This is a genomic window from Coprobacillus cateniformis, assembly GCF_009767585.1.
Classification (GTDB): Bacteria; Bacillota_I; Bacilli_A; order Erysipelotrichales; family Coprobacillaceae; genus Coprobacillus; species Coprobacillus cateniformis.
In genome coordinates this window covers 443,098-466,556 of record NZ_WSNW01000001.1, presented here as the reverse complement: position 1 = coordinate 466,556, position 23,459 = coordinate 443,098, and the positions used below count along the sequence as shown (strand labels likewise).

The 23,459-nt window shown below is 31.1% G+C and carries 21 protein-coding genes; 18 read left to right on the top strand and 3 right to left on the bottom strand.

The genetic code is table 11. The features are described from left to right. Nucleotides 1–101 precede the first annotated feature (101 nt). From GQF29_RS02340 to GQF29_RS02280, 14 genes are all read left to right on the top strand, one after another. A complete protein-coding gene (locus GQF29_RS02340) occupies nucleotides 102–965 on the top strand; it encodes a Cof-type HAD-IIB family hydrolase (protein ID WP_008788401.1) in 864 nt (287 codons plus the stop codon). 79 nt (nucleotides 966–1,044) lie between these two features. Continuing rightward, complete coding sequence (vanR, locus tag GQF29_RS02335; protein WP_008788402.1) at nucleotides 1,045–1,725, top strand: VanR-ABDEGLN family response regulator transcription factor; 681 nt, start codon at nucleotides 1,045–1,047, stop codon at nucleotides 1,723–1,725. Continuing rightward, on the top strand, nucleotides 1,718–2,818 hold the full coding sequence (locus tag GQF29_RS02330) for a sensor histidine kinase (RefSeq protein ID WP_008788403.1): 1,101 nt from the start codon (nucleotides 1,718–1,720) through the stop codon (nucleotides 2,816–2,818). Before vanR ends, GQF29_RS02330 begins: the two co-directional genes overlap by 8 nt. Nucleotides 2,819–2,889: 71 nt before the next feature. Beyond that, nucleotides 2,890–3,645, top strand: a complete 756-nt coding sequence (locus GQF29_RS02325; RefSeq protein WP_008788404.1) for a C39 family peptidase — start codon at nucleotides 2,890–2,892, stop codon at nucleotides 3,643–3,645. 32 nt (nucleotides 3,646–3,677) lie between these two features. Continuing rightward, nucleotides 3,678–4,130: a GNAT family N-acetyltransferase gene (locus GQF29_RS02320; protein WP_008788405.1), complete on the top strand. Its 453-nt coding sequence runs from the start codon at nucleotides 3,678–3,680 to the stop codon at nucleotides 4,128–4,130. A gap of 103 nt (nucleotides 4,131–4,233) precedes the next feature. Continuing rightward, nucleotides 4,234–4,896 carry a response regulator transcription factor gene (locus GQF29_RS02315; protein ID WP_008788406.1) on the top strand — a complete coding sequence of 221 codons (663 nt, stop codon included), beginning with the start codon at nucleotides 4,234–4,236 and terminating at the stop codon, nucleotides 4,894–4,896. Next, nucleotides 4,881–5,909: a sensor histidine kinase gene (locus GQF29_RS02310; protein ID WP_008788407.1), complete on the top strand. Its 1,029-nt coding sequence runs from the start codon at nucleotides 4,881–4,883 to the stop codon at nucleotides 5,907–5,909. Before GQF29_RS02315 ends, GQF29_RS02310 begins: the two co-directional genes overlap by 16 nt. 38 nt (nucleotides 5,910–5,947) lie before the next feature. Beyond that, nucleotides 5,948–6,628, top strand: a complete 681-nt coding sequence (locus GQF29_RS02305; RefSeq protein WP_008788408.1) for an ABC transporter ATP-binding protein — start codon at nucleotides 5,948–5,950, stop codon at nucleotides 6,626–6,628. Then, nucleotides 6,618–8,837 carry an ABC transporter permease gene (locus GQF29_RS02300; protein WP_008788409.1) on the top strand — a complete coding sequence of 740 codons (2,220 nt, stop codon included), beginning with the start codon at nucleotides 6,618–6,620 and terminating at the stop codon, nucleotides 8,835–8,837. Before GQF29_RS02305 ends, GQF29_RS02300 begins: the two co-directional genes overlap by 11 nt. A gap of 58 nt (nucleotides 8,838–8,895) precedes the next feature. Next, complete coding sequence (metF, locus tag GQF29_RS02295; RefSeq protein WP_008788410.1) at nucleotides 8,896–9,768, top strand: methylenetetrahydrofolate reductase [NAD(P)H]; 873 nt, start codon at nucleotides 8,896–8,898, stop codon at nucleotides 9,766–9,768. Next, nucleotides 9,761–10,390: a vitamin B12 dependent-methionine synthase activation domain-containing protein gene (locus tag GQF29_RS02290; RefSeq protein WP_054690183.1), complete on the top strand. Its 630-nt coding sequence runs from the start codon at nucleotides 9,761–9,763 to the stop codon at nucleotides 10,388–10,390. Before metF ends, GQF29_RS02290 begins: the two co-directional genes overlap by 8 nt. After that, entirely contained in the window at nucleotides 10,372–12,735 is a 2,364-nt protein-coding gene (locus tag GQF29_RS02285; RefSeq protein ID WP_117599016.1) for a homocysteine S-methyltransferase family protein, read from the top strand. The genes GQF29_RS02290 and GQF29_RS02285 overlap by 19 nt, the downstream gene beginning before the upstream one ends. Before the next feature lie 2 nt (nucleotides 12,736–12,737). Beyond that, nucleotides 12,738–12,896 carry a hypothetical protein gene (locus tag GQF29_RS18335; protein WP_202086265.1) on the top strand — a complete coding sequence of 53 codons (159 nt, stop codon included), beginning with the start codon at nucleotides 12,738–12,740 and terminating at the stop codon, nucleotides 12,894–12,896. Nucleotide 12,897: 1 nt separating this feature from the next. Further along, nucleotides 12,898–13,446, top strand: a complete 549-nt coding sequence (locus tag GQF29_RS02280) for a GNAT family N-acetyltransferase (protein WP_160340731.1) — start codon at nucleotides 12,898–12,900, stop codon at nucleotides 13,444–13,446. Between the two features lie 14 nt (nucleotides 13,447–13,460). On the opposite strand, the gene GQF29_RS02275 is transcribed toward GQF29_RS02280, so the two are convergent. Next, nucleotides 13,461–15,200: an ABC-F family ATP-binding cassette domain-containing protein gene (locus GQF29_RS02275; RefSeq protein ID WP_054690178.1), complete on the bottom strand. Its 1,740-nt coding sequence runs from the start codon at nucleotides 15,198–15,200 to the stop codon at nucleotides 13,461–13,463. 92 nt (nucleotides 15,201–15,292) lie between these two features. Here GQF29_RS02275 and GQF29_RS02270 point away from each other — a divergent pair, with 92 nt between their 5' ends. Both GQF29_RS02270 and GQF29_RS02265 read left to right on the top strand, forming a co-directional pair. Beyond that, nucleotides 15,293–16,018, top strand: coding sequence for a restriction endonuclease (locus GQF29_RS02270; RefSeq protein WP_008788416.1), 726 nt, complete (start codon nucleotides 15,293–15,295; stop codon nucleotides 16,016–16,018). A gap of 216 nt (nucleotides 16,019–16,234) precedes the next feature. Beyond that, nucleotides 16,235–18,016 carry a glycoside hydrolase family 16 protein gene (locus GQF29_RS02265; protein WP_008788417.1) on the top strand — a complete coding sequence of 594 codons (1,782 nt, stop codon included), beginning with the start codon at nucleotides 16,235–16,237 and terminating at the stop codon, nucleotides 18,014–18,016. 46 nt (nucleotides 18,017–18,062) lie between these two features. Here GQF29_RS02265 and GQF29_RS02260 read toward each other — a convergent pair whose 3' ends face one another. Then, nucleotides 18,063–19,001, bottom strand: a complete 939-nt coding sequence (locus GQF29_RS02260) for a hypothetical protein (RefSeq protein ID WP_008788418.1) — start codon at nucleotides 18,999–19,001, stop codon at nucleotides 18,063–18,065. Nucleotides 19,002–19,148: 147 nt separating this feature from the next. On the opposite strand from GQF29_RS02260, the gene GQF29_RS02255 reads away from it, so the two are divergent. Beyond that, nucleotides 19,149–20,468, top strand: a complete 1,320-nt coding sequence (locus GQF29_RS02255) for a M18 family aminopeptidase (RefSeq protein WP_008788419.1) — start codon at nucleotides 19,149–19,151, stop codon at nucleotides 20,466–20,468. A 251-nt stretch (nucleotides 20,469–20,719) separates the two neighbouring features. Continuing rightward, entirely contained in the window at nucleotides 20,720–21,538 is an 819-nt protein-coding gene (locus GQF29_RS02250; protein WP_017144167.1) for a PD-(D/E)XK nuclease family transposase, read from the top strand. 249 nt (nucleotides 21,539–21,787) lie between these two features. On the opposite strand, the gene GQF29_RS02245 is transcribed toward GQF29_RS02250, so the two are convergent. Continuing rightward, the gene (locus GQF29_RS02245; RefSeq protein ID WP_008788421.1) at nucleotides 21,788–23,269 is read right to left on the bottom strand and encodes a L,D-transpeptidase family protein; all 1,482 of its coding nucleotides are present in this window, start codon (nucleotides 23,267–23,269) and stop codon (nucleotides 21,788–21,790) included. Between the last annotated feature and the right edge of the window lie 190 nt (nucleotides 23,270–23,459).

Genomic DNA, 23,459 nt, shown 5'->3' with positions numbered 1-23,459 from the left:
CACTGTCAATATAAGAGTGCTAAAAAATAAAATTTCAATTTAAGTAAATTTTTAAAGAGATTAAAAAATTATGATATGCTAATAAAAATAGGAGGTAGACAATGATTAAATTAGTTGTTAGTGATATGGATGGAACATTACTTGGAAAATCAAAGGGGGTCAGCATCCCTAATAGAAATGCAATACAGAGATTATCTGAGCATAATATAGAGTTTGCTATAGCATCAGGTAGAGATTATAATGGTGTCTATCAAATTATTCATGAATTAGGAATTGAGTGTGAGGCTATCTTAGGTAATGGTGCACAGTATGTGGATGTAAAAGGCAATATCTTGATGGAATGTTATATGCAGAAAACAATTTATAAAGATGTTGTCAAAATATTTGACGATGCATCAATCCCTTATATGGTTTTTACAACAAAAGGTTTTTATGCGACAGAGCCACAAAGAGTGCGAGATTTATTTGTTCAAAGATGCGTCAATTTTTTTCATCAACCTTATGGTGAATATGACAAGGGTGGTAAGTTTGAAAATTCAACTTGTAACTTTTTGCAGGCAATTGGAAATGTTGATGACTTTTTAAAACAAGATTTTGAAATTATTAAAGTTGAGGCCTTTTCATTGGATGCAAGTGAAATTGCTCCTGCTAAAGAAAAACTTCAATTTGTCCCAATGATTTCATATTTATCATCTTTTTCTGATAATGTTGAAGTGACAGATCAAAATGCTCAAAAAGGACTTATTCTTGAAAAAGTTGCTAAGCTTAAAAATTTATCAAAAGATGAAATTGTTGTCATAGGAGATGGTATGAATGATTTAACGATGTTTCAACATTTTCCTTATGCTTTTGCACCTGCTAATGCCGATTTAGAAATTCAAAATTTAGCTTATCAGATTGTTGCAGATTGTGAAGATGATGGCTTTGCTGAAGTTATAGATATTATTTTTAAGGATTTGATGTAACAAATCCTTTTTTTCTTAAGAGTTTCTTAAAGAATTCACATAAATAATGTAGTATAATGTAGAAAAATGGGGTGAATACATGAAAGTATTAGTTGTTGACGATGAAAAAGAGATTGCTGATTTAGTTGAATTATATTTAAAAAATGATGGTTTTGAAGTTTATAAGTTCTATACTGGAAATGAGGCATTGCAATGTGTTGATGTACAAGATATCGATTTGGCTATTTTAGATATTATGTTACCGGATATTAGTGGATTAGAAATCTGTCAGACAATAAGAGAAAATTATAATTTTCCAATTATTATGCTGACTGCTAAAGAAACTGAGATTGACAAGATTACGGGTTTAACAATTGGGGCAGATGATTATGTGACAAAACCATTTCGTCCTTTGGAATTAATGGCACGTGTAAAAGCACAGTTACGTCGTTATAAAACGATGACTCCAAAAGAAGAAAAGAATATGGTGACAATTGGTGCTTTAACAATTGATCAAGATAATCACCAATGTATTTTAAATAATCAAACACTTTCTTTAACACCAACAGAATTTTCAATTCTTTGGTTACTATGTAAACATAAAGGCAAAGTTGTAACTGTTGATCAGATTTTTCAGGAACTTTGGGGTGAAAAGTATTATACAAATTCTAGCAGTTCTATTATGGTACATATTCGTCATTTAAGAGAAAAGATGGATGATTCAGCAGAAAATCCTAAATATATTCAAACTGTATGGGGAGTAGGTTATAAAATTGGGTAAAGATTATACAAGAAGATTTCAAACTGAAATTTTAAAAAAGCATTTCATGATTGCCTTGATATCTATTGTTATTATGTTATTGTTTTATTTTTTTGTAGATAATTTCTATAATGGTGCAGTTATTAATTTTATTCAAGATGTTTTTGGTTGGGATTTTGCATCATTTATATTACGAAATCAAACAGCTTTTGTATTTATTACAATTTTAGTTGTTTTGTTATTGAATTCTTTAATTGTTGAGGTTTATTCTATTCAAAAGATTTCTCATGTTTTTTCACAGATGAAAATCTTGTTTCAAAAAGATGATCAAAGAATTGTGTTGGATGAATCCTTACAAGAACTTGAAGATGATTTTAATGAGTTAAAAAGAGAAAGTATTGAAAATGAGAAGAAGGCTATTAAGGAAGCACAACATAAGGTTGATATGATTGCTTATCTTGCCCATGATATCAAAACGCCACTAGCATCTGTTATTGGATATTTATGTTTATTAGAAGAAACAGAAGATTTACCAGAAGAATTACGTCATAAATATACGCATATGACTTTAGAGAAAGCTTATCGTCTAGAAAAACTAATTAATGAATTCTTTGATATAGCAAAATTGAATCAATCTTATAGTCCTTTACATAAGGAAGAAGTATCCTTAAGTTATTTATTGGAACAAATGAAAGAGGAGTTTTATCCTATTATGAGTCAAAAACAACAGGAGATTGTTATACAAGTTCCAGAAGATATGATAATTTATGCTGACTCTCAAAAGATTGCAAGGGTCTTTAATAATATTTTAAAGAATGCTTTTTATTATGGGGATGAGAAAACAACTATAACTATTGAAGCAACAGAAGATAATGTTTATACGCATATCTTATTTCGAAATATAGGGCAAACAATTCCAAAAGATAAACTTAATGTTATTTTTGAGCAGTTTTATCGTTTGGATACTGCCCGCTCTTCAAGTACAGGAGGTTCAGGTTTAGGACTTTCTATTGCAAAATTAATTGTTGAACAGCATCAGGGAATTATTAAGGCTAAAAGTTATGATCATGTGACAACGTTTGAAGTTTTTATTCCACATACCAAGGCACTTTAAGAAAATCTTAAGATTATTTTAAACAATTCTCTCATTCTTTCCTCTATACTTTTGATTGAGGAGGAATCATAATGAGAAAAAAGATTATTGTTTTTATAGCCGTTATTGTGATACCAATTCTCATATTAGTTATTGATCATTTTGTTCTTAATGAACACATTCAAGTTGATGCTCAATATGATCAATCTCAGGAATGGCAGGATATTATAAAAAACCAAGATGATTATCCAACATCACTTTTAAAATTAGCCATGCACAATAAAGAAACAATTCCTTTTGTTTCTGCATATCCTCAAGAGCATCAAAAGAATCTTTCTATGAGTCTTGAAAATGATTTGAAAGATCGAGAAATCCCATTATTACTCCAATGGGATAAAAGATGGGGTTATAAAATGTATGGTGATGAGATGATGGGGATTAATGGATGTGGGCCAACATGTTTATCAATGGTTGTGAGTTATTTAAAACAAAATCCACAATATAATCCTTATTACATAGCTCAATATGCTTATCAAAAAGGTTATTATTCTCAAGCTGGAACTACTTGGGCTTTGATGAATGAAGGTGCTAGTCACTTTGGTGTGAAAGTTCAAGAATTATCATTAGATGAAAATGCAATTGCAGAGGCTTTGAAACAGGGACAACCAATTATTTGTAGTGTAAGGAAAGGTATTTTTACAAGTGAAGGACATTTTATAGTTTTAAGAGAGTATAAAGATGGACTTATTTATGTCAATGACCCCAATAGTCCTATAAAAAGTCAGAAAGGTTATACTTTTCAAGAACTTTATAGTCAGATTAGAAATCTATGGGTTTATAGTCTTTAAAATGTTATAATGCATCCAAGAGGTGATTGTTTATGGAAATACGTGAGGTTCCAACAAATCATTCTGACCTTCTTCAATTGGTGAAGGAATTGGATGCTTTTTTTGTGGGAAAATGGGGTCAACAAATTGCAGAGGGATATCAAGAACTTCATAATCTTTCTCAAATGGCATATGCACTCATTTGTTATGATAATAAGAAACCTGTTGGATGTGGATGTTATAAAGTTATAGATCATCAAACTGTTGAAATCAAAAGAATGTATGTTAATGAAAGATATCGCAGGCAGGGAATTGCAACAAAGATTCTTAATAGATTAGAAAAGAAGGCTGTTTCTGAAGGTTTTGTCATAGCGGAATTAGAAACAGGTAAAGATATGCAAGATAATATCTTAATGTATCAAAAATGTGGTTATGATCTTGTAGAAAATTATGGAGTATTTAAAGGTGATAATATTTGTATATGTATGAAAAAGAATCTTAAATAGATTCTTTTTCAATGTTTATCAAGAAAGAATCAATAAGCTTTATAAAAGCTTTTTTCTTTGTCTTTTAATTTATGATACAATAAATAAGAATGGGGTTGATAAAATGATTTTAATTGTAGAAGATGATATAGCAATTCAAGAAACATTAAAAGAGTTATTATGCATGAAAGGATATCAAGTTCAACAGGCATATCATATGAAGGAAGCATTGTTGTTAGATAAGAGTCATATAGATGTTATGATTATAGATATTCAGTTACCAGATGGAAATGGGATTACTTTATGTCAACAGATGAGACAACAATCACAAATACCAATTCTTTTTTTAACAGCAAAAGATGATGAACAAACGATTGTTGAAGCATTAAATGCTGGTGGCGATGATTATATTACAAAACCGTTTCGAGCAAATGAATTACTTGCGAGGTTGAATTGCATTATGAGAAGAATTGAACACAATCATGATATTATTCAGACAAATGATTTAAGTATTGATATAAGAAAATATCGTGTTATGAAAAATAATCAGGAAATTGTTTTAAGTGCTATAGGATATGAGATTTTATTTTTAATTGTTCAAAATCAAGGAATGGTGATTACTCGTGAGAGAATGATAGAATTCATTGAAGAAAAAACTGGGAATTATATTGAAGATAATACTGTTTCTGTACATATGAAAAGATTAAGGGAAAAGCTTGGACAATATCAGCAGCAGGAATATATTGAAACAGTGAGGGGGATTGGTTATAGATGGAAAAACATTTAAGAAAAAGTCAAACGCTTTATTCATTAAGTGCTTTTCTTTTCTTTTTTCTATGCATTGTCATAAGTTTATTAGGCTGGTATTTACAGAGTCTATATTTTTACTTAGCTATTATTGTATTTTCATTTTTAGGTTTGATAACACATACTGTTTATATTAATCATTTAAAAAAATCACTTTTAACCTTGATAGAGATGTGTGAGACAATTATTGATCAGTCAAACCAAAATATTCCAGTGATAGATGGCGAAAGTTATATTGCAGTTTTATCAAATCATTTGCATATGCTTGATATTCGCATGAAATCAATGTTGGAGAAACTTTCACAAGAACAGGAAGATTTAAAGGATTATATTGAAGATATTTCTCATCAAATCAAAACGCCATTAACAGCAATGCTTTTAAAAGAAGATATTTTGCTTGAAATGACTCATGGTGAAGAACATCGTTTAATTGAACAATTAATCTTCCAAACTCAGAAGATTCAATATTTTATTGAATCATTGCTTCATTTGGCTCAAATAGAATCACATAGTATCATATATCATTTTCAGGAGTTTACAATTGATGAAATTGTTCATGAAGTTGAAAGAAATCTTCAACCTTTGTTAGAAGAAAATGATGTTCATATTCAATTACATCAAAATGAAATTATATACTGTGATTTCCAATGGATGAGTGAAGCATTTGAAAATATCATTAAAAATTGTATAGAACAAAAACAACATTCCTCTGTTGAAATCACTTGTCAAAATCATCATACATATCTTCAAATTTCTATTCAGGATTATGGAAAAGGTTTTGTAGAAGAAGAACTCCCATATATTTTTGAGCGCTTTTCTCATCAACAATATCAAAAAAACAACAAGAGTATTGGGATTGGTTTATCTATTACAAAGGGGGTTATTGATGCTCATCATGGAACCATTGATGCGATAAATCATCATGGTGCATTATTTTTGATAACACTTCCACATAAAAGTACAAAAAGCAAATATACAGTCACGAACGAGTAAGAATACATCTGTATACTTATAAGTGAGGAGGGAGATATATGATACTTTTAGAACTGAAAGATGTAAGGAAAAGTTATGGTTATGATGAAAATAAAGTGAATGCAATCAATCATATTCATCTGACAATTGATGAAGGCAGTTTTGTAGCTATTATTGGTAAGAGTGGGAGCGGCAAATCAACTCTACTACACGTCATGGGTGGACTTACCAAACCACAGCAAGGGACTGTCCTATTAGAAGGAAATTCTCTTTATGATATGAGTGATGATCAATTATCACGTTATCGTCGAAGAAGGATGGGTTTTGTTTTTCAATTTTATAATCTTATTTCTAGTTTGAATGTTCTTGAGAATATTGTTCTTCCTATTCATCTAGATCATTTGAAGGAAGATAAAGAATATATTGATGAACTTTTAGAGTTCTTGGATTTAAAGGAAAAGGAGACAGCATTTGTAAGGGAACTTTCTGGTGGTCAACAACAAAGAGTTGCTATAGCAAGAGCGTTAGCTATGAAGCCAGCAATTATTTTAGCTGATGAGCCTACTGGTAATCTAGATGCTAAGAGTTCTCAAGAAGTTGTGACTCTTTTAAAGTTATCACAAAGACGATATAAACAAACTCTCATACTGGTGACTCATGATGAAATGATTGCATCACAAGCAGAGCGTATAATTACGATTAGTGATGGCGAGATTGTGAGTGATACAAATGAAAAATAATATTTTATTTCGTTTTACATTGGAAGATTTAAAAACACATCGTAAAGATACATTGATAGCCTTGATAACTTTAACTATTATTGCATTGATTTGTACACTAATGACTGCTTTTATACCTCTCTTTGCCAATCAAAGTATTGCAGATTTTCGCATTCAGCATGGTACATATGATTATTATTCTTATCATTTAGAATCTTTAGAAAAGCTAAATCAAATGAAAATAAGTATTAATGGTAAAGTCCAAAAACTTAAAGATGCAGATGTACTTTACAGTTGCATACAGAATAAAGGTTATGTTGTAACTGATGGATCAATAGATTATATATATGGTAATAAATCTATTATGGCGATTGAATTAAAATCAGGACGTATGCCTATCAATGACCATGAGATTGCCATTCAAGAAACTGTTTTAGAAAGCTTTGGCTATGACAAAACGTTGCATCAGATTGTTCAAATTCCTTATATTGGTGATGAAAAGAATCAGGTTGGAGAATGGGAAATTGTTGGACTTCTAGAGCAAACAGGTGATACAGCTATTGTTATAGGGGAACCTCCTTCAAATCAAAATTATCAAGTTTATATAGATGTGAAGGATGGAGACAAATTGGATAATGCTGAAAAATATGGATTGGTCAATACAATAGATAAAAATGCATATATTGATATGGCTTCATTGAATGTGTTGGTTGTTATGTTACAGTTTGTTCTTTTTATCATTGGCTGTACGATTTTGTTTGGTATGACAATTGCAGCTTTTGAAAATCGAAAAGATGATTACGCTCTTTTAAGAGGAATAGGAGCGACAAAGCGTCAGCTATATTTTATTGTTTTTATACAATCTCTTTTATTTATTGTGAGCTCATTAGTGATTGCCTGGACTGTGTCATCTTTGTTGATCTTTGTATTTAGTTATATTATAGAGACTGTTGTCCCCATTCAATTGCGCTTTTCACACTTTTTAGGCGTTATTGTGATTATATGCTTGATGACTCTCATCAGTTATTTTATGCCAGCGAGAAGTGCATGCTATCGTGCTTTAACAGGTTCTTTTCAAGGCAGTGAGTTCCAGTATTTCTATTATCGTTATAAAAAATTACACAGGATGCGACCATTATATTTAGGATGGCGTCAATTGGTTAGTCATAAGAAACAAATGATTGTGAAAATATTTTTAATATTTATTGCTTCATTAATGATGATGAAAATTATTGGTGATCGTATCTCAATTTTGAATTTGTTAAGTCAAAAGGAGAGTCTTAATCAATCACATACACAAGAGGAAATCAGTTTAACTTATGCTCCGTCAAGAGAAGATGTCACTTTTATTACAACCAAAGATTTAGATGCTTACAAGCCTTATGCTCAAGATATGCGATATTTTCATGTTATAGATTATGAAAATGATGCAAGATATTTTGGAGAAATTTATTGTTATGATGAAGATGTAAAGGCTGAATTTCAGATTCAAGAGGATATTTTGCCAGGAGAGGTTATCGTCAGTGAAAGATTTAAAGAAATAAATTTTGATACGGAATTGGAGAACATAAATGGTAATGGAAAGATTGTGATGTCAGGAGAAAGTTATCAGATTGTTTCACAGATACCGGATGATAAACCTTATATGATTATGTCAGCAAAAGATTTTCAAAATTATGGAGATATAGAACATTATCAGCAAGTCAAAATATATTTTCATGATATTCATCAGAAAACAAAAGGTTTAGTTGCATATGTTCAACAGAATTCTGAGTGTAAATACAGCTGGGTTGACAGTCTTTATACCGCTCAATTGAATATGAATATGAATATTGAAGAAAATACACAAAATATTCCATTTATAGAAATCAGTATCATGTTGGGAACTGGAATCATATATATTTATCAGTTATCTTATGAAATATTGAAACAGCGAGAGACAATTGGAACATATCAATTATTAGGTATGAGAAAATTTGAAATTTGGAGAATATATGTTTATAAATCAGGTATGATTGCTTTGATTGGTTTTGTTTGTGCAGTCTATTATCATTTCGCTGATATTTATTTAAATTATGGATTGAATAATATCTATTTTACACCTACACATTTTTGGTTACAACTTCTCCCATCTCTTTTGTTTATCTTGAGTTTGATTGTTTTATCATTACTGCCAATTTATTCAATATTAAGAAAAGATGGATTAGAAAATAAAAATATCAGAGAATAGTTTTGACTATTCTCTTTATTTGCTTTAAAATATAGCAAAATGGAAAATTTCGGAAATTTTGAAAAATAAAGCAACAATTTCTTTTGAGGTTTTTCCTCCAAAGAATAAAGAAGGGGATATTTCATCAATTTATAGAACAATTGATGAACTGGCAAAATTGAATCCAGATTTTATCAGTGTGACATATGGGGCAGGAGGTTCTACAAAGGGAAAAACTGTAGAAATAGCTTCTAAGATTAAAAATGATTATCATATTGAATCTGTTGCACATTTAACTTGTATCTCTTCTACAAAAGAGGAAGTCTTGGCAATGTGCCAACAATTGAAAGATAACAATATTGAAAATATATTATCTTTAAGAGGTGATTATCCTCGTGATGATTCTTTTGATAAAGAAAAACTTGAATTTCATTATGCAAAAGATTTAAATACTTTAATTACAAATGAGTTTCCTCATGATTTTTGTTTGTCAGGAGCTTGTTATCCTGAAGTTCATACTGATGCTGCATGTTTTGAAGATGATTTAAAGGCATTGAAAGAAAAGGTTGAAGCCGGAGCTGAATATTTAATTACACAAATATTCTTTGATAATAACTATTATTATAGATTGGTGAAAGAAGCGAGAAAAAGAGGGATTACTGTTCCTATTTTGGCTGGAATTATGCCAATTACAAATTCTAAATCTTTATTGCATACTGCTAAAATGTGTGGTTGTTCAATTCCTTATCAGTTGTCTACAATGATTGAATCTTACTATAATTATCCATCAGCAATGAAAGAGATTGGCATCAATTATGCGACACATCAGATCATTGATTTAATTACCAATGGTGTTGATGGCATTCATATTTATACAATGAACAGACCAGAAATTGCGCAAGCCATCTTTCGCAATATTCCAACGGTCCTTAAAGAATTAAATCATGAATAAAAAAGCAATCTTGCAGTATCTCAATTGTTTTGGTCAAGTTGATGAAAAAACAAATCAGCTTATTGATGAATGTATAGTAGAAGTTCAGCAGTATGCACATTTTAAAGTCGTTCATCAGAATTTTTCATTAACTCATGGACCTATTGGTATTCAAGAATTAGATTTATCATTTTGTTCAAATGATTTAGAATTCTATATGAAAGAATGTCAAACATGTCTTGTCATTGCTTGTACATTAGGAATTCAAATCGATCGTCAAATAAAATATTATGAACATATTGATATGGCAAGAGCCATTGTCTTTGATGCTGTGAGCAGTCGTTATTTAGAAGAATGCTGTGATGAATATGAAAAAACATTAAATCTTGGTGAGCATACTTTTCGCTTTGCACCAGGCTATGGTGATTTGCCTTTAGTATTAAATAAAACTTTATCAAGAGTTTTAAATGTTCATAAAAAGATTGGTGTGACATTGAGTCAGAGTGGTTTATTTATCCCAATGAAGTCAATGCTTGGAATCATTGGAATAGGAAAATCACAACAAAAATCTTGTATGTCTTGTGTAAGAAAAGAAAGTTGTGAATTAAGAAAGGGAGGTCAAAGATGTTACGTGAAAGATTAGGAAAAGATTTATTGATCTTTGATGGGGCTATGGGGACTCAACTTCAGGAGGCTGGTCTCAAAGCAGGTGAAATTCCTGAAGTTTATAATATAGAACATCCAGAGATTATAATAGATATTCATTCTCGTTATTTACAATCTGGTGCCAATTTCATAACAACCAATACTTTTGGATGTAATCCTTTGAAGATGGCTGATAGTGGTTATTGTTATTGTGATTTATTAAAGGCAGCAGTGAAGAATGCAAGGATAGCTAGAGACAAAGTGAATCCCAATGCTTATATTGCTTTAGATATTGGACCTATTGGTCAACTCTTAGAGCCACTTGGAACACTGACATTTGATGAAGCATATGAAATGATTGCATCACAAATTTTAATAGTCAAAGATCAAGTTGATGTTGTGTTATTAGAGACAATGACTGATTTATATGAAGTCAAGGCAGCAATACTTGCTGTAAAAGAAAACAGTGATTTACCAGTCTTTGTGACTATGACCTTTGAACAAAATAAGCGTACCTTAACTGGAACTGATCCTTTAACATTTGTAAATGTTGTGGAAGGTTTAGGGGTTGATGCATTAGGAGTGAATTGTTCACTAGGACCAAATGAATTAAAGCCTATTATTGATGAAATCCTAGAAGTTTCTTCAATTCCTGTCATGATTCAGCCTAATGCTGGACTACCATGTTTACATAATGGTCAAACTTGTTATGAGGTGACAAGTGATGAATATGCCTTAGCCATGATCGATTATATGCAAAGGGGTGTCAGTATTGTTGGTGGATGTTGTGGGACAACACCAGATTTTATTGCGGAACTGAAAAAAAGAGCACCACAAAATGTCACTTCAAGAGATGTCAAACGTTTGACTCGTGTTTCTAGTCAAAATCAAACAGTGACATTTGAAGGACAAGTTGTTGTTTGTGGTGAAAGATTAAATCCAACTGGAAAGAAAAAATTAAAAGCGGCTTTAAAAGAAGAGCGTTATGATGAGTGTGTTGTTGAAGGAATCAAACAACAACAAGCGGGAGCAGATGTTTTAGATGTGAACGTTGGATTACCTGGAATAGATGAACCAGCAACAATGGTGAAAGTGATGAAGCTTTTACAAGAAGTTATTAATCTACCATTACAGATAGATTCCTCATCTCCAGAAGCCATTGAGAAGGCTTGTCGTTATTATAATGGAAAACCATTAATCAATTCAGTGAATGGAAAAGATGAAGTGATGGAAGCGATTTTCCCAATTGTTAAAAAATATGGTGGTGTAGTGATTGGTTTGACATTAGAAGATGGAATTCCATTATATGCACACGAACGCTTAGCTATTGCAAAAAAGATCATTGACAAAGCCAGTGAATATGGCATTGCTAAAGAAGATATCATTATTGATTGTTTAACATTAACAGCTTCAGCTCAACAAAAAGAAGTTCAAGAGACATTAAAAGCTTTAACTTTAGTCAAAGAAGAACTTGGTGTGCATACAGTTTTAGGCGTTTCTAACGTTTCTTTTGGATTACCAAATAGACCATTATTAAATAGAACCTTTTTAGCATTAGCTATGCAATCAGGCTTAGATTTACCAATTATTAATCCACTAGATCAAGAATTAATGGGAACAATTGATGCTTATAATGTTTTGTATCATTTCGATAAAGATTCATCACGTTACATTTCAAAACAATCACAAGTGACAACACTTGCTCCTTTAACCACATCTTCATTCACTTTAGAAGATATGATTATTCATGGATTAAAAGATGAAGTTCAGGCAAAAACAAAAGAACTCTTACAAGAAAGAGAAGCCATGGATGTGATTAATAATGTCATTATTCCAGCCTTAAATCGTGTTGGAAAAGATTATGAAACGAATAAGATTTTCTTGCCTCAGTTAATTCAGTCTGCTGAAACGACAAAAAAAGCCTTTGAGGTTGTGAAATCAACATTTCGTGTGGATAGTCAATCAAAAGGCCCAATTATGATGTGTACTGTGGAAGGTGATATTCATGATATTGGTAAGAATATTGTGAAAGTTGTTTTAGAAAGTTATGGGTATCAAGTCATTGATTTAGGAAAAGATGTTAAAGTTGAAAAGGTTGTTGAGGCGTATCACAAGTATCAACCTAAAATGATTGGGCTTAGTGCTTTGATGACAACAACAGTTGTGAATATGAAAAAGACAATTGAGGCTTTACATATGGTCAATTGTCAATGTCCAATTTGGGTTGGTGGAGCAGTTTTAACTCAAGAAATTGCTGATGAAATAGGGGCAGATTATTATAGTGAAGATGCTATGGCATCAGTCACATTATTAAATCATATATTTGATAAAAGAGGTGAATAAAGATGGCTTTAAAAGTAAAATTAGAAAATCAGGATGTTGATACATCAAAAGTTGATATACCATTATTTGCAACTGCTGATGATGCAGTTAAAGATATTAAGCTTGATGAAAAGACCATTATAAAAATAAATGTTGAAGATTTGAAAAAGGAAGAAAAATAAAATGAATGCACATATAGATGTTACAGATGTTATTTTAGAAACAGAAAGATTGATATTGCGTCCTTGGACAATGAATGATTTAGATGATTTTTATGAATATGCTTCTCAATCTGGTGTTGGTGAAATGGCTGGTTGGAAAGCACATGAATCTATAGATGAATCTCGTGAAATTTTAACTATGTTTATGAAGGAAAAAAAGACATTTGCGATAGAATATAAGGATAATCATAAAGTGATTGGAAGTCTTGGCATAGAGGAAGATCGTTTAAAAGATGATTCAGAGTATCAATCATTATATGGACGAGAAATCGGTTATGTTTTAAACAAGGATTATTGGGGAGCAGGACTTATGCCAGAAGCTGTTCAATGTGTGATTCAATACTGTTTTAAGCAACTTCATTATGATTATCTCTTATGTGGCTATTTCAATAAAAATAATAAGTCAAGAAGAGTTAATGAAAAATGTGGTTTTCAATTTCTTAAAGAGGTTGATTTTCATACAAGAATGGGCACTGTTGAACCTGGTCAATTGAATATTATTAAAAAATAACATGTATGATCATGTTATTTTTCATTCTGTTCTTGTTTTTCTAGAAGTTCCATCCATCTCATTTCAGATTCTTCAAGCTGAAGTGAGAGACTATCACGTTCTTTGAGCATAGCTTGGATGATATCAAATTCGATCACTCCATCCATTTTTTTATCAATATCTTTGATTTGTTGTTCTAATTGAGGGACAAGTTGTTCAAGTGTATCTAATTCTTGTTTTTCTTTATAAGAAAGTTTAATTTTCTTTTTTCTTTCCCTAGGAGCTTGAGAAGTTGTGACTTTGGTTTTTTTGGAAGAACTTTCTAAGTCGATATATTCACTATAGCCTCCTATATGATAAGTTATCTTTTGATCTTTAAAGACAAAGAGCTCATCACAAATACGATCTAAAAAGTAGCGATCATGTGAAACAGTTAATATAATACCATTAAAATGATCTAAATAATCTTCTAATATCTGTAATGTCATAATATCTAAATCATTCGTTGGTTCATCTAAGAGTAAAACATTTGGTGCACTCATTAAGATCTTTAATAAATATAAACGACGCTTTTCACCACCCGATAATCTTTCTATGGGTGTATATTGCATGTCAGATTCAAAAAGAAATTTTTCACACATTTGTTTGGCGCTTAATTGACCATCACTTGTCTTTAAAACATTAGCTGTCTCTTTGATATAATCAATGACACGCATAGATGGATCCATATCACCATGACCTTGCTTGAAATATCCAATCTTAATTGTATCACCAATAATAACTTGTCCATATGATGGTTTAATAATACCTGCAATGATATTGAGAAGCGTAGATTTTCCACAGCCATTTTTCCCTAATATACCAACCCGATCATTTCTTTTAAAGTGATAAGAGAATGGTTCAAATAAGAGATGATCATAAGACATGGAAACATCTTCTAATTCAATTGTTTTTTTCCCTAGTCGAGATGAGACACTTAGCATCTCAACATTTTGAATTTTTTCTATATCCTTTTGATTATTTAATTCTTCAAATCTTTGCAAACGATCTTTACTTTTTGTAGAACGTGCTTGGACACCAGCACGAACCCATTCTAATTCTTTCTTTAAAAAGAGTTTTCTTTTTCTTTGCGTTGATAAAGCAATTTCTTCTCTTTGGGCTTTGAGTTCTAAGAAATGTGAGTAATTGGCTTCATATTCATAGATTTTTGTACGATCAAGTTCAAATATCTTATTAGTAATTCTTTCTAAGAAATAACGATCATGTGTCACCATAAAAATTGCTTTATGAAATTTCATTAAATATTTTTCTAAATACTCAATCATTTCATTATCTAAATGATTGGTTGGTTCATCTAGTAAGAGTAAATCACATGGTTTCAGCAATGTGATTGCAAGAGCAACTCTTTTTTGTTGACCACCAGATAATTCTTTTATACGCTGTTCATAATTTGTAATACCAAATTTATTGAGAATCGCTTTGACTTCATAATCTGGAATATCATGACCAACATATTCATAGACTTGTTTTAAAACAGAATAATCATCTTGAAAATGAGGATTTTGTGAAAGATAACTGATTTGAATATCTTTCTTTTTTAAGATATCACCTTGATAATTCTCTCTATCAGAAATCATTTTAAGAAGCGTAGATTTCCCTGTGCCATTGACACCAATTAAAGCAATCTTATCTTGCTCATTGATAGTGAAAGAAACATCATCAACAATACATTTTAAATTATTATATTTCGTTATATGTGAAGCAGTTATAAGCATAATCGTTCTCCTTTACTTTCTCTATTTTATCATGACTTTGACTTTTGTAAATATGATATTATGATATAATAAGTAAGATTGGAGGGATTGTTATGAAAAAGTGTATTATTTTTATACTTAAAATTCCTTTTTTACTTATCAAATATATTTTATGTTTTATAAAATGGATACTTAAAATGCTGTTTGGTTGGATTTTTGGCTGGATTCCTGATTTTGATGAAAGAATGAGTGGTGAGGAATTTGAAGAGTATGTGAAAGAAATCCTCAAACGCAATGGTTTTAAATCACTTGAATTAACAAAAAGAAGTGGTGATTATGGTGTTGATATTTTGGGTAAATATCAAGGAGAAAGTTATGCTATTCAATGTAAAAAATATGCAAAGCCTGTTGGTGTTGCAGCTGTTCAACAAGCTTATTCAGGATGTCAATATTATGAATGTGATTGTGCTGTTGTTGTAACGAATCACCGTTTTACTGCTCAAGCTATTGCTTTGGCCCATACGAATCAGGTTGAGTTATGGGATGGTCAATATTTGAATTCGTTGAAACATAAAGCCAATACTCGTTCTTTTTTTCATAAAAATCATGAAAAGATGAAGGAACATCCTTATCAGCATATTATTGATTTATTATTGGATGAGGGATATGCTTCAACATCTTTATTGGTTGATCATTTTCACTATAGTCAAGAAAAAGCATTTTATATTTTAGAAGATTTACAGTTTCATGATTTGGTTTCTTCTGAAGATCATTTAGGAATGAGAGATCTATATTTCTTATCTCAAGAAGAAGCAATGAATATATTAAAAAATCGATGATATTCGACAAAGAGAACGATAATAGTTCTTTTTTTGATTTTTTCTATGCTTATTCGACACGTTGTATTGATGGTTTTGTTGAATAATGAGAGATATTTTGGCGTTGAGATTGAATGTTGTTATGAATGATATATATAATATTTTTGTGAAAGCGTTAACATTTTGGAGGTGCAATTTCAACGGTTTCATAAATAGAAAAAAGAAAGGATAAATATTATGGGAAAACAAAAAGTATTGAAAACATGTCTTGTTGGTGCTTTAGTTTGTAGTTTGGGAATAGGTTTAGCAACAACAGCTCATGCGCAAAGTGTTGATACAGAGTATGATTTAATTGAATTGAATCGTGATAAAAACCAAAATCTCATTATTGATAGTTCATTTGAAAATGGTCGACAGCATTGGAAAACAACAGGACAAGGGACTTTTACTGATTATCCAGAATGTGCTGCTACAGGATTATGGTGTGGATTATTACCAGCCAATACAAATAATGCCTGTGTCTATCAAGTTATTCAGGTCAAACCAAATACTGAATATGTAGCCAAAGCAAAAATATTATTAGCATCATCTGAAGCTTCTGCTTTTTTCAATGTGAAAACCCCTGATGTCTCAACACTGATTAACAATGCTGAAGTTGTGGTGACATGTACACCAGAACAGGCATGGCAATATCAGGATATTGAGTTAATCTTTAATACTGGAAATTATTCAGAAATAGCAATATGTGCTATGAAATGGACAGACAATACGAGTGATGCGATTTATCGAGGACAGGTCTATGTAGATGATGTGTCTTTGGTTGAAAAGAATCCTTCAGCTGCCCAACAGTATGATATTGTCTGGGCTGATGATTTTAATGGTCATGAGCTTGATACAACACAGTGGGGGTATGAGTTAGGCTGTGTCCGTGGTGTTGAACAAGAACATTATGTGAATGATAAGGAAAATGTTTATTTAGAAAATGGGAAATTGGTTTTAAAGGCAACTGATAGACCTGTGGAAGATCAATACATAAATCCAAGAGGTAACCGTAAAGTTATTTATAATTCAGGGAGTGTTAGAACTCATGGAAAAAAAGAATTTCTTTATGGAAGAATTGAAATGAAAGCAAAATTACCAAAAGGACAGGGAGTATTTCCAGCATTTTGGACATTAGGTTCTGATTTTGTTTTAGATGGTGATATTAACTCTCAACAAGGTTATGGTTGGGCAAGATGTGGTGAGATTGATATTATGGAACTGATAGGACAAGCAGGTGATAATAGTTATGGAAATCGTACAGTTTATCAAACTGCTCATACTGATAATAATCGTGTTACAGAAACAAAATTAGCTGGAACAGCATATACAATTGGTGAAAATTTTAATAATGAATATCATGTTTTTGGAATAGACTGGTCACCTAATAAGATTGAATGGTATGTTGATGATGAAATTGTTCAGTCTGTAGATTATAGTCATTTACCAATTGCACAAAAGGCTTTGAATAGACCACAATATATTCAAATGAATCTTGCAATGGGTGGAAATTGGCCAGGTGACGTAGGAACTGGATTGGCAGGAACAGAATTTGATATTGATTACGTATATTATGGACAGAATGCTAGTCAAAAGGCTGCTGCAAAAGCTTATTATGAAACTGCCCCACATATGACTGGATTGCAAAATATAACGATGGTAGAAGGTGAGATACCAGATCTACTCAAGAATATTTCAGTAACTGAAGGATATCATGTTGATTTCTCTATTGATGATGAATATATGTTTCAATCACATGGTGGAAGAACTGAATGCTCATTAAGATGTAAAGGGAAAGATGATGCTGCAACTTTAGCTACTCTTCCTGCAGGAAAATATAACATTCATTATACTGCAATACCCGATGAGGTCGAATTTGAAACAGATCAATGGGATTCAAGTTTACTTGTCCCGCTTGCTGAAAAAGAATACAAGTTTGATCGAAAAACAATGATTTTAACAATTGTTAAAGCAGAATAAAACTATAAGCACCTCCAATAAACACAAAAGACATAGTCTATAAAAACTATGTCTTTTCATATATAGAACTGTTTTCTTTAGATATTAAAAAAGCAAAGAGAATAAGTAATGCAAATCCCATAGCAATAAGGAATGGATAAATGATTAATAAATCAGGAGATAAAATCATTGGTAAAATGGCAATTGCACCTATAGGCGGAAAGAAGATTTTCAATGAATATATGATTAAAAGTAAAATAAGAGTTATAAGGGCAACTGTTATTATTAAAGGAATTTGATATTGGAGTGTGAAAAAGTATCTTGCATAAGCACTGATAAATGCGATAAATATTGTTAAGCCATAGAGACGAGGGGCTTGACTACGTAATTTTTTATGATTTCCACTGAGCTCAAAAAAGGCAACAATAAGGGGAGGAGCAATTAATAAACGGATTTCTAGACGTGTAGCGACAACAGCAAGACCAATAACAACAAGAAGTCTTTTTAAAAACAACCATAATTCATGGTGATAATCAAACTCAACAGGTTGGTATTGATAGATATGGGAATACTCATAATCTTGTAAAAATTTTTGAACAATAACAATAATTATTGTCATAAATGTTGCAGCAATAGGATAAATCCATGACTCAGTGCCCATGAGAATGGGGAGAATACATGCTGAGATGAGTGGTGCAAATGTTGTTTTTGATATAAGCAGACCAACTGAGCATATAGTAAAAGCAACAATAATTTTCAGTTCAAGAAAAATATCTATATATCTGACCATGAGTACTCCAAGAATTGCATAAATCAGAATTAATAAAATAAGTTTTATTGGTGAAGTTTTCCAGACTTGTTTGGGTGCTAACCACGAACCTATTGTTAAAGCTGTAATTTCTGGAAAAATGATTTCAGGTTCATTTAACCATTGAGAGACTCCAACCATTAGACAAACCATTATAAAGGTGAGTATATATGGTAATAATTGTTTTTGAGATTTCATTATATCATCCTTTCAATGGTTCTATTCTACACATCATGATATAAAAAAGCAATTAACTTTTGTGAGTGGATGAGAAAGTGATTGATATTTTTCGCAAAGGTACATAAGATATGATATAATGACAGATATATATGGAGGTAGAAATGAATGTATAAAGAAATATCTGAAGAACTGGTATCATTTATCAAAAAGAGTCCAACTGCATTTCATGCAATTGAACAAATGAGTCAAATATTAAAAGCCAATGGATATCAGGAATTATTAGAAAATGAGAGCTGGTCTATTGTACCAGGGGGGCGCTATTTTATAACAAGAAATCAATCTAGTATGATGGCATTTCATTTAGGTGAGGATTTAGATTGTTATAGTTTTAATGTAGCTGCTTCTCATAGTGATTCACCAACATTTAAAATGAAAGAAAATGCTGAAATAGAAGTGAGAGGAAAATATACACAGTTAAATACTGAAGGTTATGGTGGTATGCTTTGTTCAACATGGTTAGATAGACCATTATCTATAGCTGGACGAGTTTTGGTACGTGATCAAGATTGTTATAAGAGTCAATTGATAAATATTGATAGAGATTTGGTTTTAATTCCCAATGTTGCAATTCATATGAATCGCAATGCAAATGATGGAGTGACATACAATAAGCAAGTTGATATGCTTCCTTTGTTTGGTGGCAGTGAAACAAAAGCAGGTGATTTCAAGAAATTAATTGCTGAGTATTTAAATGTCAAGGTTGAAGATATTTATGGAAGTGATTTATATTTATATAATCGAATGCAGCCTTCTGTTTGGGGTGCTCATGAAGAGTTTATTTCATCACCACAATTAGATGACTTACAATGTGCATATACATCTTTACAAGGATTTTTAAAAGGAAATAATGAAAAATCCATTAATGTTATAGCGTGTTTTGATAATGAAGAAGTTGGTTCTGGAACAAAACAAGGAGCAGGATCTACATTCCTATATGACACACTTTATCGTTTGAATAAATCATTAGGAAAAACAGATGAAGATTTCTATCGTGCACTGGCATCAAGTTTTATGCTGAGTGCTGATAATGCTCATGCGGTTCATCCAAATCATCCTGAAAAAACTGATGTGCAAAATTGTGTATATATGAATGAAGGTGTTGTGATTAAATCACATGCTGGACAAAAATACACAAGTGATGCAGTGAGTATTGCAATATTTAAAGGGTTATGTGAAAAAGCAAATGTTCCAGTTCAATTCTTCTCAAATCGTTCTGATGTATTAGGGGGAAGCACGTTAGGAAATATTGCTATGGCACAAGTTTCAATGAATAGTGTTGATATTGGTTTACCACAACTAGCAATGCATTCTTCATATGAGACTGCAGGTATTAAAGATACTTATTACATGATTCAAGTCATGGAGGAATTCTTTAATAGTCATATTGAAAAGATAAGTTCAAATGAATTCAAAGTTATAAAATAAAGAGTTATACGATGGCTGTAATGAAATAATGATTTTGTTACAGTCTTTTTTTAGTTTTAACTAGAATCACATGTCAATTAAATAAAATTCACTTTTTTATAAATAATAGAAGAAAAATAGCAAAGAAATGATGAATATATAAGTAGGGGAATCTTTTTGAGTGTTTACTTTAAGCAATTGTTGTGGTATATTGTTTATAGATACTATCTCTGCTTAAGATTCTCTATATCTTAATAGAGGAGGTTGACGATGTGTTCGTATGTGAAAGGAATACTGAATATCTGGATGCTATTTCCAGACTCAAGGTGATTGATGATGATTTCATGAGGATTGTCTTCAAGGATAAGGAGTGTCTGACTCAGTTTCTTGAGATTATCTTAGAAAGGCCTATTGAAATCATTGAATGGCATGTGCAGTATGATATCAATAATATTCTTGGAAGGTCTATCAGTATTGATGTCTTTGTCAAAACTGAAAATCATTATATCAATATTGAAGTGCAAAGAGATTATACTGGAGCCAATCCAAGACGGGCAAGATTTCATGGAAGTCTGATTGATGCCAGTACATCATATCCTAAAGAAGAATGGAAGGACTTGCCTCATATGATTATCATCTTCATAACAGAAGAGGATGTCCTAGGATATGGGTTACCAATCTATCATGTTCATAGAACAATAGATGAGAATAACCAGATATTTGATGATGGAAGTGAGATCATCTATATCAATGCAAGTATTCAGGAGGATAATGCCTTAGGGAGATTGATGCATGATTTTCTATGTAGTGAGACAAGTGATATGCATTATGAGTTTTTAAGGAAAAGAGTGAGTTATTTTAAAGAGACAGAAGGAGGGAGAAAAGAGATGTGTGAAATCTGGGAAGAGATCAAAAGAAAGGGTAAGCAAGAAGGCATTATTGAAGGAGAAACTAGGGGGAGAATTGAACGAACAATTCAATTAATCCAAAAAATGATGACTAAAAAAGGGTATACATTGGAAGAAGCGTTTAACTTTTTTGATATACCAGAAGAAGAGCGCTCTATATACATACAAAAAATCATTTCATAATGATTAGAAATATGAATCATTAAGAGGCTATAGCGAGTCAATTTTTTGAGTTGATTTGTCTAATTTCTTTATGTGTTTTTTAGATTTTGTTAATAAAAAAGCAGCTACATTATTAATAAAATTGATTTTACATTCAAGTCTATTGGAAATAGTAATAAGATTGTTAAATGTGGCTGTTCTATAATCTTGATACATAAAAAAGATAATGATAATCATCACTGATCTCATTATCTTTTTTTATTACTTATTTTAATAATAACAAACAACTGGTGTGTTTACTTTAACCATATCGTATAACTCAGCAGCAACTTTAAGTGGTAGATTAATACAGCCATGTGATCCTCTAGTATAGTAGACATCACCACCAAATCGAGATTGCCAAGTCGCATCATGAAGACCAATTCCCCCATTAAAAGCCATCCAGTATGCTACTGGTGTTTCATATTCAGGTTTGCCATCTGCTTGAATTTCACCACGTAGAGTTCGATTTAATTGCATGAAATAAATGTAATAAGTACCTGCTGGTGTTTTTTTATGAGGATCACTAGGTAAGCCAGAAACAATATCTGACTCTAAAACAATTTTTCCATTTTTATGATACCAAAAATGTTGTTTTGTCATATCTATCTCTATAAATGTCTGACCAAGGCCACCATTGTCATATGAAGCTTGAATACCAGTTGTTACAGGTGTTCTCATTCCTTTTTTTCCAGCCTGAATATCTTTGAGAAGTCCCTCTACTTCTTTTTCTTGCTTAAGTTTATAGCCGTAATTCCCTCCTGATATATTTATCTTTCTGCCATGAGCACCAGTAAATGTTTTTTTCTTCCCAATAATGTTTATGTTTTTAGATAGTTTTTTTACAAATTCTGTTGCTTGTTTTTTAAATTCATTATCATCTTTATAATAATTTCCACTCTCATCTATAGAAAGCCAAGATACTAAAGTATTACCATCTAAAACAACATCTTCATTTATTGTTTTATAGGTAATAGAAACATCACAATATTTTTTAGCTGCTTCCAGTAATTTTTTTAAACTTTCATCTTCAGATGTTGTCTTAGGTTTCACATAGCCACCAACTTCTTCTACATTCAGCTCTGTTTCTCCATTTTGAAATGCTGTCGTTATTTTTTGAATAAGAATATCTTTTTGGATCTTACTTCCAATTGTTTCTTTTGCAATTGAAAAATTATGATCTTTATATTGAACTTTTGCATCAGCAGGTGCTACTTGATAGTCATCTTGCAGGTGCTTGAGTTGAGATAGAGATGTCTCTAACTTTTTTTCATCAACAATAAATAAATTATTGATTGTCATATTATCTTGATAAAACCAATGAGTAAACCATAAAAAAGCGTTCTGTTTTTTTATTTCCTTTTTTATATCATTGTTTTGATTAAATGTAAAACCAATATTTTCTTGTGTTAAGATTTCCTTTTCTCCATCTAGAAATATCAATGTCATTGTTCGTTTATCAATATGTTCTTGAATTTTCTGTGTTGCTTTTTGATAATTTATTCCTGCCACATTCATTCCATTAATAGTTGTTCGTGACATAAATCTATTTTGATAATAAATACATCCAAATGCATAAATACATATGAATAGAATTCCCCCACCAATAAGAAATTTCGTTTTATATTCTTTTATAAAAAGAATATATTTATGACTTTTGGTTTTTGTTTCCTGTTCTTCAACATGCTCATTTTTTACATGATCTTCATCCATAATAACATCCCCTCATTTATTTATTTTCATTCTTTTTGATTGTAGTTATTCTTATTTGAAAAGTCAATGTTTCCTATTCGTAAATGCTTGTTAATGTATTTGATTTTATGAGTATATCTTGTTATTTTGTCTATATGTCTCAAATGCCTTTGTAATAAAAAAAACAATGTCGGTTGACATTGTTTAGAAA

Bases quoted from the DNA above. Each gene is read 5' to 3' on its own strand.
- GQF29_RS02325 (WP_008788404.1), top strand. From the start codon at position 2,890: ATGAGAAAAAAGATTATTGTTTTTATAGCCGTTATTGTGATACCAATT.
- GQF29_RS18335 (WP_202086265.1), top strand. From the start codon at position 12,738: ATGGCTTTAAAAGTAAAATTAGAAAATCAGGATGTTGATACATCAAAA.
- GQF29_RS02265 (WP_008788417.1), top strand. From the start codon at position 16,235: ATGGGAAAACAAAAAGTATTGAAAACATGTCTTGTTGGTGCTTTAGTT.
- GQF29_RS02275 (WP_054690178.1), bottom strand. From the start codon at position 15,200: ATGCTTATAACTGCTTCACATATAACGAAATATAATAATTTAAAATGT.
- GQF29_RS02260 (WP_008788418.1), bottom strand. From the start codon at position 19,001: ATGAAATCTCAAAAACAATTATTACCATATATACTCACCTTTATAATG.
- GQF29_RS02290 (WP_054690183.1), top strand. From the start codon at position 9,761: ATGAATAAAAAAGCAATCTTGCAGTATCTCAATTGTTTTGGTCAAGTT.
- GQF29_RS02305 (WP_008788408.1), top strand. From the start codon at position 5,948: ATGATACTTTTAGAACTGAAAGATGTAAGGAAAAGTTATGGTTATGAT.
- GQF29_RS02315 (WP_008788406.1), top strand. From the start codon at position 4,234: ATGATTTTAATTGTAGAAGATGATATAGCAATTCAAGAAACATTAAAA.
- vanR (WP_008788402.1), top strand. From the start codon at position 1,045: ATGAAAGTATTAGTTGTTGACGATGAAAAAGAGATTGCTGATTTAGTT.
- GQF29_RS02320 (WP_008788405.1), top strand. From the start codon at position 3,678: ATGGAAATACGTGAGGTTCCAACAAATCATTCTGACCTTCTTCAATTG.
- GQF29_RS02280 (WP_160340731.1), top strand. From the start codon at position 12,898: ATGAATGCACATATAGATGTTACAGATGTTATTTTAGAAACAGAAAGA.
- GQF29_RS02245 (WP_008788421.1), bottom strand. From the start codon at position 23,269: ATGGATGAAGATCATGTAAAAAATGAGCATGTTGAAGAACAGGAAACA.
- GQF29_RS02285 (WP_117599016.1), top strand. From the start codon at position 10,372: ATGTTACGTGAAAGATTAGGAAAAGATTTATTGATCTTTGATGGGGCT.
- GQF29_RS02270 (WP_008788416.1), top strand. From the start codon at position 15,293: ATGAAAAAGTGTATTATTTTTATACTTAAAATTCCTTTTTTACTTATC.
- GQF29_RS02340 (WP_008788401.1), top strand. From the start codon at position 102: ATGATTAAATTAGTTGTTAGTGATATGGATGGAACATTACTTGGAAAA.
- GQF29_RS02300 (WP_008788409.1), top strand. From the start codon at position 6,618: ATGAAAAATAATATTTTATTTCGTTTTACATTGGAAGATTTAAAAACA.
- GQF29_RS02310 (WP_008788407.1), top strand. From the start codon at position 4,881: ATGGAAAAACATTTAAGAAAAAGTCAAACGCTTTATTCATTAAGTGCT.
- GQF29_RS02255 (WP_008788419.1), top strand. From the start codon at position 19,149: ATGTATAAAGAAATATCTGAAGAACTGGTATCATTTATCAAAAAGAGT.